Raw genomic sequence first — 13,472 nt, 5'->3', positions numbered from 1 at the left:
GCTTGTGCGGGAGCGCAAATTTTATATGGAAACGAGGTAAATCATTCATGGTTAAAACACTTTTAAAAAGCGTGCGCCAGTACAAACGCGTGTCCATCGAGACACCGCTGTTTGTCACCATGGAAGTCATTCTGGAATGTACGATTCCTCTCATCATGTCTAAGCTTATCGATGACATGACCGGAACTTCCATGGCACCGATCTTAAAATACGGTGCCCTCTTACTGGTCCTTGCGACCCTTTCCCTGCTCTTCGGCGTTCTCTCGGCGAGAGCGGCTGCTACAGCCGGGTGCGGACTCGCAAAGAACTTAAGAAGAGATCTCTACTTTAAGACCCAGGACTTCGCCTTCGCAGACATCGACAAGTTCTCCTCCTCCTCTCTCGTGACGAGGATGACGACAGATGTCTCGAACGTTCAGAACGCTTACCAGATGCTGATCCGTATGGCAGTCCGTGCCCCGCTTATGACAGTCTTTTCCGTCATCATGAGCATGAGCATCAATGTCCGGATGTCCTTCATCTTTCTGGCACTTCTCCCAGTTCTTGCAGCGGCACTGTTTGGCATCTTCTTCTATGTCCACCCGATCTTTAAGCGGATCTTCAAGAAATACGATGCCTTAAATAACTCCGTCCAGGAGAACGTCGGCGGCATCCGTGTCGTAAAATCCTTCGTCCGCGAAGGTTACGAGAAGGAGAAATTCGAAAACGCTGCCGAGGAGGTACGAAAAGACTTCACGATGGCAGAAAAGATCCTCGCCTTAAACAACCCGGTGATGACCTTCTGCATCTATGTTTCAATGCTTTTAGTAAGCTTTTTCGGTGCGAAGCTCATCATCGGCACCGGAGGCAGCGAGCTTTCCACCGGGGAACTTTCTTCCCTGATCAGCTACGGCGTTCAGATCCTAACGTCCATGATGATGCTGTCCATGGTATTCGTTATGTGCAGCATGGCCCAGGAATCCGGCGACCGTATTGCCGAAGTTCTGAATCATGAGAGCGTTTTACGATCCCCGGAAAACGGAGCAACGGACGTAAAGGACGGCAGCGTCGAGTTCGATCAGGTTTCCTTCCGTTATTCCGGAAAGAACAAGAAATTTGCCCTGACTGACATTGATCTTAAGATTCCGTCCGGTTCCACCATCGGCATCATCGGCGGTACCGGCTCCGCAAAGACAACCTTGATCCAGCTGATCCCACGTCTCTACGATATAACGGAGGGCGCGGTGAAGGTCGGCGGACGCGATGTGCGTGAGTACGATCTTCAGTCCCTTCGTGACGCTGTGGCTGTCGTTCTTCAGAAGAACGTCCTCTTCTCCGGAACGATCAAGGAAAACCTCCGCTGGGGCAATAAGAGCGCCACAGACGAGGAACTGATCCACGCGTGCCGATTAGCGCAGGCGGACGAGTTCGTCACACAATTCCCGGATGGATATGACACCTACATCGAACAGGGCGGAACGAACGTCTCCGGCGGCCAGAAACAGCGTCTCTGCATCGCGAGAGCGATCTTAAAAAAGCCGAAGATCCTGATCCTGGACGACTCGACTTCCGCAGTCGATACAAAGACTGATGCCCTGATCCGTCAGGCATTTAAAAATGAGCTTCCAGACACCACAAAGATCATCATCGCCCAGCGTGTTTCCTCTGTTCAGGATGCAGACCGCATCCTCGTCATGGATGGCGGGCGGATCGTGGAATCCGGAACCCACGAAGAGCTTCTCGCCTTAAACGGTATTTACAGAGAAGTCAATGATTCCCAGACAAAGAGCAAGGAGGCATGATCATGGAAAAACAGAATAAGAAAAATGGCACCTTCGGCCGCCTGCTCCGCTACATTTACAAGAACTACCGGGTGTACATGATCACCGTGATCATCTGCATCATCATCGCCGCAGCTGCCTCCGTGGTCCAGACCGTATTTTTACAGCGGCTCATCGATACCTGCATTCTTCCGGGACTGGAGAACGGATTTGAGAGCATCCGGCAGCCGTTCATGCAGACGATCCTCTCAATGATCACCCTGTATGTGTTCGGTGTCGCGGCAGCCTTCACCTACACCCACCTCATGGCGACCGTGACACAGGGGACATTAAAGCACCTGCGTGTGGACATGTTCGATAAGATGCAGTCCCTGCCGATCAAATATTTTGACACCCACGCCCACGGCTATATCATGAGTACCTACACAAACGATACGGACGCGATCCGCCAGCTGATCGGCCAGTCGCTTCCGATGGTCTTCCAGTCTTCTCTCACGATCACGGTCATGCTTCTCATGATGATCTATTACAGTGTGTGGATGACTCTCGTTGTGTGCCTCTTCTCCGCTCTCATGCTGACCGTCACGAAGAAATTCGGCGGCGCAAGCTCCCGCTACATGATGGCACAGCAGAAATCTCTTGCCAGAGAAGAGGGCTTTATCGAAGAGATGATCCAGGGACAGAAGGTCGTAAAAGTCTTCTGCCACGAGGAAGAATGTAAAAAAGATTTCGACAAATTAAATGAACAGCTATTCTCCGACGGTGAGATGGCAAACCGTTATGGCAACTCCCTGATGCCGATCTTAAATAACGTGGGAAACTTGATGTATGTGGTCCTCGCCATCGTCGGCGGACTCCTCGTATATCTTTCCGCTCCGAATATCAGTCTCAGTGGGCAGGCAGTCCTCACCATCGGTGTGATCGTTTCCTTCCTTGGAATGGCAAGACAGCTCTCCCAGACCATCGGTCAGGCTTCCATGCAGGTTTCCATGATCGCCATGGGGCTTGCAGGAGCTTCCCGTGTCTTCGCGCTGATCGATGAGACGCCGGAGGAAGATGAGGGTTATGTGACTCTTGTGCGCGCTGAATGGGGCGCTGACGGCACGTTAAAGGAGACAACGGACAAGAACGGGATCTGGGCATGGAAGCATCCGCACAAAGCGGATGGAACCGTCACCTATACTCCATTAAAGGGCGATATCCGCTTAGAGGACGTTGATTTTGGATACACACCGGAAAAACTGGTTCTTCATGACATCACTCTCTATGCGAAGCCCGGCCAGAAGATCGCCTTCGTCGGTGCCACCGGAGCCGGTAAGACGACCATCACGAACCTGATCAACCGGTTTTATGATATTCCGGACGGCAAGATCCGGTACGATGGGATCAATATCACAAAGATCCGGAAACCGGATCTCAGGCGGTCTCTCGGCGTTGTTCTTCAGGATGTGAATCTCTTTACGGGTACGGTTATGGAGAATATCCGTTATGGACGGCTGGATGCCACCGATGAAGAATGTATGGCGGCTGCAAGGCTTGCGAATGCGGATGATTTTATCCAGAGACTTCCGGAAGGTTATAATACGATGCTGACCGGCAACGGCGCCAGTCTTTCCCAGGGACAGAGACAGCTCATTTCCATCGCGAGAGCAGCTGTCGCGGATCCACCTGTGATGATCTTAGACGAGGCGACGAGCTCGATCGATACGAGAACGGAGGCGCTGGTTCAGGAGGGCATGGATAACCTGATGATGGGACGCACCGTCTTTGTCATCGCCCACAGACTTTCTACGGTACGCAACAGTAAGGCGATCATGGTTTTAGATCACGGGCATATCATTGAGCGCGGGGATCATGAGACGTTGATCGCGCAGAAGGGTGTGTATTATCAGTTGTATACTGGGGCATTTGAGTTGGAGTGATGGCTCTTGGCCTGTAGATTTCAGCTTAGATGTTGACTTGGAATGTAATTTAGAACGTATTTTAAAGGGCCTGCTGCACTGGCAATGGATTGCTGGTGCAGCAGGCCCTTTTTTGTTGGCCATATAACCGGGAGAAGATGTCGGTGGCAGGTTCTGTATGTTGATTCATTGTTGCGGGCGCCCGCCTGCGGCATCACTGGGACGCGCCGGTACCCCTCCGGTCCGGGCCTTGAGGAATTCCGGGAGGGTTCCTCTAAGCTTGCAGAAGAATGCTAAGGGCGGAGGGCAGGATTGTTCGTCCGGCAGTTTAATCGTCAAATGCAATGCGCCGGGATGGGATGTACGATGCGGGAAGTAATACTGGAATCCCATTTTGCGGATGATATCTAATACATTGAGGATATATCCGAACAGCCTTGTATTCCCAAAGAGCGTATCGATGAGTTGGACAGTCTCTGTCATCCGTTATCATTTCAACGAAGATGCAAGGGAAACAATGCAGGAGAAGATTAACCGGACGCTGGTTACAGAAGCAAACCGAATGGCAGTTTATTAAAATTATGTAGATGTAATTGAAGAAAAAACATGATATTATGTGAGTAACAAATCGGAATTTGTGGAGAGATTTCCTGAACTTTCCTTATTTTACAGGCTTTTCAGCCCATTAAATAGTGAAATGATATGTATTTTCCCTTATTTTTGCCCTTATGCGGAATCCGCAAGGGAAATAAGGGAAATTTTTAGTTAAGCATTGCTCGCTACTTTATCAAGAAGTCTTGCGGAATCCCGTTTTGCTTTTCTTGTTGAGTGAGCGTAAATATTCATTGTGGTACTGACATCAGAGTGTCCTAACAGTTCCTGTACATCTTTCGGTGCAGCTCCATTGGAAAGCAGATTGCTGGTATAAGTGTGACGCAACTGGTGAAAATGGAAATCTTCAAATCCTTCCAGCTTCTTTGCCACTGATCTGCATACAATGCTGAGTGTACTCGGCAGTTCCAAAGAGCCATCTGGTCGCAGGCAGACAAAGGAGATTTCTTTGTAATCTGTCGGGACTTCCTGTGTCCCGTCAAGATGATAGTATTCATAATATACCCTGTTTTTCACATGCACTTCTTTGTAGTAATTGCGGTGATATAATTCGCCATACTGCATCCGGTTTTTGAGCTGTTCTTTTCTGGCAGCTTTCAGTATTTCAGTCAGCGTATCTCCAAAATCAACAATCCTTACTTTTTTCCGTTTCGTTGGTCCGATAATATTTTTGTGTTTCATGCCGTCGTAGCGGATACTGCGTTTTATGGTCAGGCATTGTTCCTCAAGGTTAATGTCCTGCCATGTAAGACCACAGGTTTCCCCGATACGGAGCCCGGCATAATACGCAATTTGAATCGGAAGAATAGCAGGTGGATTTTTCTTTTCCAGATATTGGATAAGCCGTTCATAATCCTCATGTGAAATCGGCTGTGTACCTTCTTCCACTTCATCATCGGAAAAGAGGTCAACTTCCTCTGCCTGCTTTTTCAGCTTAATATACTGCATCGGATTGAAACTGATTAACTGTTTTGGAAATACTGCAAAACGGAATGACTGCTGTAACACTGCGGAAAAAGAATGGATATAATCTTTGCTGTATCCCTTTTTTACTTTCCCGTCTGGAAACTCACCACCGAATGTAAGCAGATCAAGAAATGCCTGTAAATGTTCGGCAGTAACTGTTTTCAGTTTGCGGTCTGCAATCGGGTGTTTTTTGATACATCGGATTGCACCAAGATAATTTTCCACTGTACCGTTGCTGAGTGTCCCAGTTTTCAGTTCTTCTTCTGCCCACATATCCAGAAGTTCCCCTACGGTAAGATTATCTGCCTTTGCAACAAACTTCTTATCTTCGTAGTCTTCCAGTGCCTTGCGGAGAAGCTTTTCCGTCTCACTTTTACTTTCGGTTCCGGCGTATTCTTTCTGAACCATTTTACCGCTTGCATCTTCTACATAGAAACGATAGTACCATTTTTTTCCTTTTTTTCTAACAGATCCTTTTGCCATAATCGTATGTCTCCTTTCGATATCAGACAATCGGAACTGCTGAAATGCTTCTTGCGTGTAGGCATCTTATGGACAAGTCCATAAGCCAATTCGCCGCTCGTCAAATCTGTAAACAGCTTGACTCGCTTGCGCTCATTGTATCATAACTCCGATTATCTTACTATACCGATTCAGAATCGTCATACATAACTTCGGATAAAAGATTTGCAAGCCTTTGTTCTGCCGCTTCCGGTTTCTTTGAATAGAGCCTTACAACATCTGCCATATCATTAAATGCGTTGACAGTATGTGTGATCTCCCTGAGAAACATAATCTCATTATATTCATCTTTCGATTCAAATCCCATTACTTTGGCAATGTCCGCATCTTTGGTACTGCCTTTGTAATTTTTACAGGCGAACTGAAACGAATCCAGAAACAGTTCATATTGCTTTAACATTAACAGCAGTAAGTCTTTAGAAAAAGCGTCTTCTGTTTTATTGAGGTCAAGAGGAAACTGTTTGAGAATGTCGCCCATCGCATCACGAATCTGCAATTCTTTCTTATCCGTAATATCAGTTTCATATTCATCGGTTTCCCCTTTGAGCCATTCAATCGATACATGAAGTGCTTCCGAAAGACCTTCCAGTACCATCTTTTTGGTATTGTCAATCGAACCATTCTCATAACGCAGGATTGTGGAAGCGGTAACTCCCATCTTCTCTGCGACATAAGGCTGTGTCAGATTTAATTCCAGACGGCGCTGTTTTGCCCTGCTGCCAATCAGCTTGCGTAGTTCTTTATCTTTCATGCTGATGTGCCTCCTTTTTCGGTATGTCATTACTATACCACGCAACAAAATATATTGCAATATGCAATTTTAAGAAAAGCAGAAAAATTTCATAATGCTTGACAAAGCAATATAAACACGCTATACTGACAGCACAAATGAAATTGCATAATGCAATTCGAAAGGAGGTGGTCATATGACGCAAAGAAAGATTGCCTTATCTATTGAGGAAGCTGCTGATTATACGGGAATTGGCAGGAACACCCTGCGAAAGTTGGTAGAGTGGAAGAAACTTCCGGTATTGAAGGTTGGGAGAAAAGTCCTGATCAAAACGGATATGCTGGAACTTTTTATGGAAGCCAACGAGGGCAGGGACTTGAGGGATAAGGGAAATGTGAAAGCAGTCACAAGAAACGGTTCAACTTAAAAAAGCGGTTCCCGAAGAAACCGCCAAAGGTTCTATCAGACCGGAGTCATGATATACCTACACGCAAGCAGATTATACCATGTACTTCGTCTGACAGACAACAGGAAACTTATGTTTGGAAAAAAAGAAAGGACGATGATATTTATGGCAAGATCAACAAAGAGTTATGAGGAGCGTATGCTCCAGTTGGAAAAGAAAGAACAGGAAAGCCTTGAGAAAGCAAAACAGTATGCAGCACAGAAACGGGAACTGAAGAAACGTCAGAAAGATGTGGAAACCAAAAAACGGACACACAGGCTCTGCCAGATTGGCGGTGCAGTGGAATCGGTACTGGGTTCTGCGATTGAGGAAGATGATATCCCAAAGCTGATCGGCTTCTTAAAAAGGCAGGAAGCAAATGGGAAATTCTTCTCAAAGGCAATGCAGAAAGAGCCAGTTGCAAATACGGAGGAAGTGTAATGCCGGAGGGAGTGGAGTTTCCATTCCCTTCATTGCTTTTTTATGAAGGGCGCACTTATGGACAACCAGAGGTCGTCCGTATAAGTTTGCCACAGGTGGCAACCGGTCTGCGCTTACGCTTGCCGGGCTCGTTCCGTCGGCGGGGCTTTCAGCCAGACCTGCTCATGCCGCAGGAGGCACTCTTCGCCAGAGGGGCACATTCCATGCAGGCTGTTATGCACAGGGCACTCTTACGCAGAGGGTGCTCCGGCAGATACCATTTTCTTTTAGGAAAAACGTTACCTGCCGGAAATCAAAGCCGGATACGGCAGAATGGGGGAAACGGAGCATGGCGATTTTTCATTATACAGTAAAGATTGTTGGACGCAGCAAAGGAAAATCCATCATATCGGCGTCTGCTTATCTCAATGGCGATGTGATGAAAAATGAAGAAACAGGCAGGATCAGCTACTATACTTCAAAAAAAGAAGTCGTTTATACCAGCCTGCTGATGTGTGAAAATGCACCACAGGAATGGCAGAATGTACCTGCTGAAAATATCAGACGGTTCCAGAAATCTGTCCGATATAAAAGGGCAGATAACCAAAATGCTGCACTGGAAAAATTCAAACTTACTTTTCAGAAGCAGCGTTTATGGAATGAAGTCTTGAGGATAGAAAAAAGTTCAGATGCACAACTCGGCAGGTCATTTGAGTTCTCACTTCCGAAAGAATGGAGCCGACAGGAACAGATTGATTATACAACTGAATATATTCAAAAGACCTTTGTAGATAAGGGAATGTGTGCGGATTGGAGTATCCACGATAAAGGAGATGGTAATCCCCATGTGCATTTATTGGTGACGTTGCGACCATTCAATTCAGACCACTCATGGGGTAACAAAGAAATCAAGGATTGGGAGTTTGTCAGAGATGAAAATGGAAATATTGTGGTGGATGAATCCCATCCGGACTGGTGGCAGGATAAAAAGAACCCTGACCGTCATGGAATCCGAATCCCCGTACTTGATGAAAATGGAGTCCAGAAAGTCGGGACAAGGAACCGCAAACAGTGGAAACGTGTATTAACCGATGCTACCGGGTGGAACAATCCGAAAAATTGTGAGCTATGGCGGAGCGAATGGGCAAACGTCTGTAATGCACATTTGAAAACGGAAAATCACATTGACCATCGTTCTTATGCAAGGCAGGGAAAATTAGAGATACCGACGATCCATGAGGGCGCAGATGCCAGAAAAATTGACGAGAAATTTCAAAACGGACAGACATCCTCTACTTCATGGAAAGTAGAGGAAAACCAGATCATAAAAAGACAAAATGCACTGCTGGATAAAATACAGATTTCTTTTGGAAAAGTATCCAGTGCATTAACACAATGGAAGGAGCGATTGCGTGACATTAGAAGAAAGCCGGGAAGTCATTCCCATGATGGAGACAATGATAAACCAGATCGAGGAACAGCAGAATCTTATGGCAGAGATGGTACAGGAATTGCAGGAACGGGACAGGCAGCTCCTGTCTTTTCAGGAGCAGAACCAGAGTTTAAAAAGCTTAAACAGCGAATTATCCAGGCTGCTAAATCTTTTGCCAGATACAGAAGAACTGCTCTCACAGATCGAGCAACAGAAAACCAGAATCGAACAGTTGGAAAACGAGAATCAGCAATGGCAGGAATTAACGCAGAAGCTGAACAACGAGAACAGCTTATTGCAGAAACAGAACAGCGAATTGCTGACCTTAAACAGCAGATAGAGAAAGCGAGGGAGATCGATGAGCGAATGCAGAAACTTAGAGAACGTCGGGCAGGTGGAAGAACTTCTGCTGATGACCGAACAGATGCAGGACGAACTGGATCAGAAAGACCAGACAATCCAGGAACTAAACAGGCAGCTAAGCGAATCGCTGACCTTGAACGAGAAATTGAACAGCGAAAACAGAGCCGAGAATATCGAAGCATTGCGGACAAGATTAAGGCAAACAGAGGAACGATTGACCAGCGAGACAGACAGCAGGAAAAGAGCCGACGCAGAAGCCGTGGCATGGAAATTTAAGTATGAAAAAGCAGAGCAGGAAAAACTTTATGCACAGACACACCAAAAGACGGTAGAGGTAGCTGTTGAGAAAAAAGTGCCTTATGAGAAATGTGAAAAATGTGACCGTACTGCTTACCGGAAAGCAAAAGAAAAATGCGATAGCCGTAAAAGCCAGTTAGAAAAGAAATATAAAAATATGACGATTGGTTATGAAAGTATCTTGTTTCTACTGGCATGGTACAGCATAACAACAACACTGTTTACTGCGATTCTTTCGCCGGTTTTCCTTAACGACTGTATCGTCTTTTTCGGTGCGTTAGGAAAAGGAATGGGAAGTTTATTTCGGGAGTTTGTGACAGGTGCAGACTCTTTCGGACAGTTAAGCAGTGGAATACCTAACAGTATTCTTTCCGGGATTGTGTACTGGCTGATTGCCGGTACTGTCATGGCAATTTTATTCGTAATAACCGGGTGGCTGATAATCGGGATTGGTTATCAGGTAGGAAAAATCTACCGGAAATATTGTTGGGATATCATCAGTATCGTGGTAGCGATAACGAGTACAGCTGTTGTAATTTACTTTGGAGAATGGATTAAAAACGCTAATCCGATAAATCTTATTGTATTGCTATTACTGTCGCATATTATTTATATTGGAATCAGATGTTATGTGAAAGACTGGATGGAAGAACGAGGATATTATTAAAAGAGGACAGGGAAATTTCATAATCTTCCTGTCCTTAGTAAGGGACTATTGATTGTTTATATAAAGAAAAAGTATATAAATAAATCTTGACAATTAGTACGAACTCGGACTATAATACAAAAGTCCGGATTCGTACTAATTTAAGGAGGAAAAAGATGAGAAAAGATAATAATATGATAATACAGTTGCAACGATATTATGATTTATGGAAAGAATGTACAGCAATGTATGAGGAATGGGCAAAGGATCAGGGACTGTCTTCAAATGGAGTTTTTGCTTTGTATTCATTTTATGAAAGTAATGGAAGATGCACGCAGAAAATGATAAGTGAAAAATGGAATATACCTAAGCAAACGGTAAATACGATACTAAAAGATTTTCAGAAAAAAGGATACATCAATATGGTATCTGATGATTCAGACAAGAGAAATAAGCTGATATGCCTCACAGAATCAGGAATGGAATATACGAAAGATATCATAGAAAAACTGCACTCAAAAGAAATATATGTAATCGAAAAAATGGGATTAGAGAATATAGAAAGTCTTAATGATAATACAGAGCTGTTTATCAGACTTTTCAAGGAAGGAGATTGTAAGAAAAATGAATCATAAATCATTATTTTTTAAATATGTTATTCCATCTATTATAGCATTTGCATTATCAGGAATATATGCGATAGTGGATGGATATTTTGTAGGCAATACCATAGGAGATGCTGGACTTTCGGCTATTAATATTGCATATCCGATTGAGGCTTTGATTCAGGCTCTTGGAACAGGAATTGGTATGGGAGGAGCTGTTTATTACTCAATTAATGCAGCAGAAAAGAAAGGAAAACGGGCAGAAGAATTTATTGCTACAAGCTGGTGGCTTCTTGTAATAGTAAGTGTTATCAGTACCATAATTATTTACTCCTTTTCGTCTAAAATTTTAGGATTGCTTGGAGCAGATGGAATTATATTAACAAATGCGACAGATTATATCAAAATTATAGCACTTGGAGCAATATTGCAGATTCTTGGAACTGGAATGATGCCATTCATTAGAAATTATGGAAACTCTTTCTGGTCAATGTTTGCGATGGTTGGTGGATTCATAACCAATATTGTTCTGGATTTTATCTTTGTATGGATATATGAAATGGGCATGAAAGGTGCAGCCACAGCTACAATAGCCGGACAGGGTGTGACTGCAGCAATTGCAATCATATACGCATTATATAATAAAAAGTTTTATGTGTATGTATCCTTAAAAAATGTAAAAGAAATGTGTGGCGCTATATTCAGAGTAGGTCTTGCACCATTTGGGCTAGCATTGACTCCTAATATTTCATTGGTGTTTATAAACCGATTCTCCGCTTCTTATGGGGGAGAAAAAGCTATTGCAACTTATGCATGTGTATCCTATATTATCTGTATCATATATCTCATATTGCAGGGCGTAGGTGATGGAAGTCAACCTTTAATGAGCCGTTTTTATGGTGAGAAGGATCAAGAAAGCCTGAGAGGAGTTCAGAGAATGGCATACATTTTTGCAATAATTCTTGCTGTTTGTGGTGGAATTATCATGTATGTAAACAGAGCAAATATTGGAGGGGTTTTCGGAGCTTCTTATGAAGTAAGTATTGAGATTTCTAAAATTGTACCTATATTTTTAGTGTCATTACCATTTGTTGCGATTACCAGAATAGCGACAGCTGGATTTTATGCTACTGAAAAAAGTGGATTGTCATACATTCTTACATTCATTGAACCAGTATTGATGCTGATATTTATGCTTGTTTTACCACCTTTATTTGGTGGACAGATTATGATATGGTGGAGTACGGTATTGGCACGTGTTTTTTCAGCGATTCTGGCATTCATACTAATAAAATATTGCGAAAAGGGAGATTTGCAATATGGAATACAGAAAATTTAACAATCAGATAGTAGCAAGAATAATCTAGGTTTATCTATTGTATTTTTAAGGACAGCCTCATAGCAATAGGGCTGTCCTTTTAAAATTATGAAGCTAATTTTTAATAAATTCTAGTAGATTTTGATTGGAATAATCATAACTCTAATGAATCTTCAGCATCTACCCACATCTGTAAATTCCCATCAAGATATAACCTTGCATATTCTAATGGCTCATCGATTGCAAGCGATGTCAAAGCACAATCAGATCCAGGTGTGGTTCTTAAATTTTTTTCTGCTTCCCAACAATCAATACGGAGTATATAGCCCGTATTAGTATATACATCAATGCTGTTGCACTGTGGATTGTATTCTGCAAATATTGTTCTCATCGTATCCCATCTCCTTATCATTTAATCAATCAGTAGTAGCAAAAATTAAGAAGCATTTCAATCAGTTCACCATGTCACTTTTATTTTGTGTTATACTGTCTTATAGATTTTTCTTGCCCTTGTATTTGCCCTTATCAGAGTGCATAAACACTGATGGGACGATATAACACAAGGGAAATAATAAGGGAAAGCTCACCTGCGACAAATCCAGTGTTTTCAAGGGGTTGCGAAGAATTTAATAATAAAATATAACAGTTATTAAATTTCTTAAAACAGGTGAAATCTCAATCGGAATTTGACGAGGTATTGGTAGAATGGTAGAAGTTAAATTTTATGACAATGTCGCAGATGAACTTTTGAAGTTTGCAGTAATAATATCAAAAACAGACAACAAGTGGGTATTCTGTAAACACAAAGAAAGAGAAACTTATGAAGTGCCAGGCGGTCACAGAGAACCTGGAGAAAGTATTTTTGAAACAGCCAAAAGAGAATTACAAGAAGAAACAGGGGCAATTGATTTTAAAATTGAACCAATATGTGTGTATTCTGTTAAAGGAAAGACACGAGTAAATGAAAATATTGATGATGAAACTTTTGGAATGTTATTTATTGCAGACATTAGCTCATTCGTGGAATTACATTGTGAGATTGAGAAAATATTGATTTCAGATAAGTTAGTTGATAATTGGACATATCCTTTAATTCAACCTATATTGATTGAAGAAGCAAAAAAAAGAGGCTTTATATAAAAATCAAGATAAGCAACGGAAACTTTCAGTTTGTTGAAGTCAAAAGAATTGAGCAGTGTATCGCGGAGGTGATGATATGAATAAACTCTACGATTTCTTAAAATGTATGATCTATGCGAGTTTTTATGTGATTGTGATTAAAACGAGTATGGATTTCTATGAGTACAAGCGCTTTCCGAAACTATACGAACAGAATTCTACGCCTTGGTATACAGAAGCATTACTGTATAGCGCTGCCTCGCTTTTCGTGATTGTTGTATATGCTGTGCTCAGGGTGCAAATTCCGGCTCATCTGACTACGCATTCCGCTAAGAG

Annotated in this window: 15 protein-coding genes; 12 read left to right on the top strand and 3 right to left on the bottom strand. The window is 43.2% G+C overall.

Features of this window, described 5'->3' with window-relative positions; translation table 11 throughout:
* The first annotated feature begins 47 nt into the window (after positions 1 to 47).
* From DWY93_RS11410 to DWY93_RS11400, 3 genes are all read left to right on the top strand, one after another.
* The gene (locus DWY93_RS11410; protein ID WP_117469318.1) at positions 48 to 1,781 is read left to right on the top strand and encodes an ABC transporter ATP-binding protein; all 1,734 of its coding nucleotides are present in this window, start codon (positions 48 to 50) and stop codon (positions 1,779 to 1,781) included.
* Positions 1,778 to 3,682: an ABC transporter ATP-binding protein gene (locus DWY93_RS11405; protein ID WP_117469317.1), complete on the top strand. Its 1,905-nt coding sequence runs from the start codon at positions 1,778 to 1,780 to the stop codon at positions 3,680 to 3,682. Before DWY93_RS11410 ends, DWY93_RS11405 begins: the two co-directional genes overlap by 4 nt.
* 379 nt (positions 3,683 to 4,061) lie before the next feature.
* On the top strand, positions 4,062 to 4,238 hold the full coding sequence (locus DWY93_RS11400) for a hypothetical protein (RefSeq protein WP_347466068.1): 177 nt from the start codon (positions 4,062 to 4,064) through the stop codon (positions 4,236 to 4,238).
* Positions 4,239 to 4,426: 188 nt separating this feature from the next.
* Here DWY93_RS11400 and DWY93_RS11395 read toward each other — a convergent pair whose 3' ends face one another.
* Both DWY93_RS11395 and DWY93_RS11390 read right to left on the bottom strand, forming a co-directional pair.
* A complete protein-coding gene (locus DWY93_RS11395) occupies positions 4,427 to 5,722 on the bottom strand; it encodes a tyrosine-type recombinase/integrase (protein WP_009321335.1) in 1,296 nt (431 codons plus the stop codon).
* A 160-nt stretch (positions 5,723 to 5,882) separates the two neighbouring features.
* A complete protein-coding gene (locus tag DWY93_RS11390) occupies positions 5,883 to 6,512 on the bottom strand; it encodes a helix-turn-helix transcriptional regulator (protein WP_009243739.1) in 630 nt (209 codons plus the stop codon).
* A 175-nt stretch (positions 6,513 to 6,687) separates the two neighbouring features.
* Between DWY93_RS11390 and DWY93_RS11385 the strand changes: the two genes are divergently transcribed.
* The 7 genes from DWY93_RS11385 to DWY93_RS11355 all read left to right on the top strand — a co-directional run bounded on the left by DWY93_RS11385 (position 6,688) and on the right by DWY93_RS11355 (position 12,038).
* Positions 6,688 to 6,918 carry a helix-turn-helix domain-containing protein gene (locus DWY93_RS11385; protein WP_002578307.1) on the top strand — a complete coding sequence of 77 codons (231 nt, stop codon included), beginning with the start codon at positions 6,688 to 6,690 and terminating at the stop codon, positions 6,916 to 6,918.
* 144 nt (positions 6,919 to 7,062) lie between these two features.
* Positions 7,063 to 7,377, top strand: coding sequence for a DUF3847 domain-containing protein (locus tag DWY93_RS11380; RefSeq protein ID WP_002578306.1), 315 nt, complete (start codon positions 7,063 to 7,065; stop codon positions 7,375 to 7,377).
* A complete protein-coding gene (locus tag DWY93_RS17870) occupies positions 7,377 to 7,730 on the top strand; it encodes a hypothetical protein (protein WP_058692446.1) in 354 nt (117 codons plus the stop codon). Before DWY93_RS11380 ends, DWY93_RS17870 begins: the two co-directional genes overlap by 1 nt.
* Entirely contained in the window at positions 7,706 to 9,427 is a 1,722-nt protein-coding gene (locus tag DWY93_RS11370; protein ID WP_109214826.1) for a MobA/MobL family protein, read from the top strand. Before DWY93_RS17870 ends, DWY93_RS11370 begins: the two co-directional genes overlap by 25 nt.
* Positions 9,366 to 10,115, top strand: coding sequence for a DUF6040 family protein (locus DWY93_RS11365; protein WP_009243742.1), 750 nt, complete (start codon positions 9,366 to 9,368; stop codon positions 10,113 to 10,115). The genes DWY93_RS11370 and DWY93_RS11365 overlap by 62 nt, the downstream gene beginning before the upstream one ends.
* A 155-nt stretch (positions 10,116 to 10,270) precedes the next feature.
* The gene (locus tag DWY93_RS11360; protein ID WP_117471157.1) at positions 10,271 to 10,729 is read left to right on the top strand and encodes a MarR family transcriptional regulator; all 459 of its coding nucleotides are present in this window, start codon (positions 10,271 to 10,273) and stop codon (positions 10,727 to 10,729) included.
* The gene (locus DWY93_RS11355; RefSeq protein ID WP_002595210.1) at positions 10,719 to 12,038 is read left to right on the top strand and encodes an MATE family efflux transporter; all 1,320 of its coding nucleotides are present in this window, start codon (positions 10,719 to 10,721) and stop codon (positions 12,036 to 12,038) included. Before DWY93_RS11360 ends, DWY93_RS11355 begins: the two co-directional genes overlap by 11 nt.
* A gap of 133 nt (positions 12,039 to 12,171) precedes the next feature.
* Here the strand turns inward: DWY93_RS11355 and DWY93_RS11350 are convergent, their stop codons facing one another.
* The gene (locus tag DWY93_RS11350; protein ID WP_002578301.1) at positions 12,172 to 12,408 is read right to left on the bottom strand and encodes a DUF6061 family protein; all 237 of its coding nucleotides are present in this window, start codon (positions 12,406 to 12,408) and stop codon (positions 12,172 to 12,174) included.
* A gap of 314 nt (positions 12,409 to 12,722) precedes the next feature.
* On the opposite strand from DWY93_RS11350, the gene DWY93_RS11345 reads away from it, so the two are divergent.
* Entirely contained in the window at positions 12,723 to 13,157 is a 435-nt protein-coding gene (locus DWY93_RS11345; protein WP_008402203.1) for an NUDIX domain-containing protein, read from the top strand.
* A gap of 76 nt (positions 13,158 to 13,233) precedes the next feature.
* Positions 13,234 to 13,472: hypothetical protein (locus DWY93_RS17300; RefSeq protein WP_117472306.1), on the top strand; the 239-nt coding region annotated here is incomplete at its 3' end.

It is taken from the genome of Clostridium sp. AF28-12 (assembly GCF_003435225.1).
In the GTDB taxonomy this organism is placed as follows: domain Bacteria; phylum Bacillota; class Clostridia; order Lachnospirales; family Lachnospiraceae; genus Pilosibacter; species Pilosibacter fragilis.
This window is presented reverse-complemented; position numbering and strand designations above follow the sequence as displayed.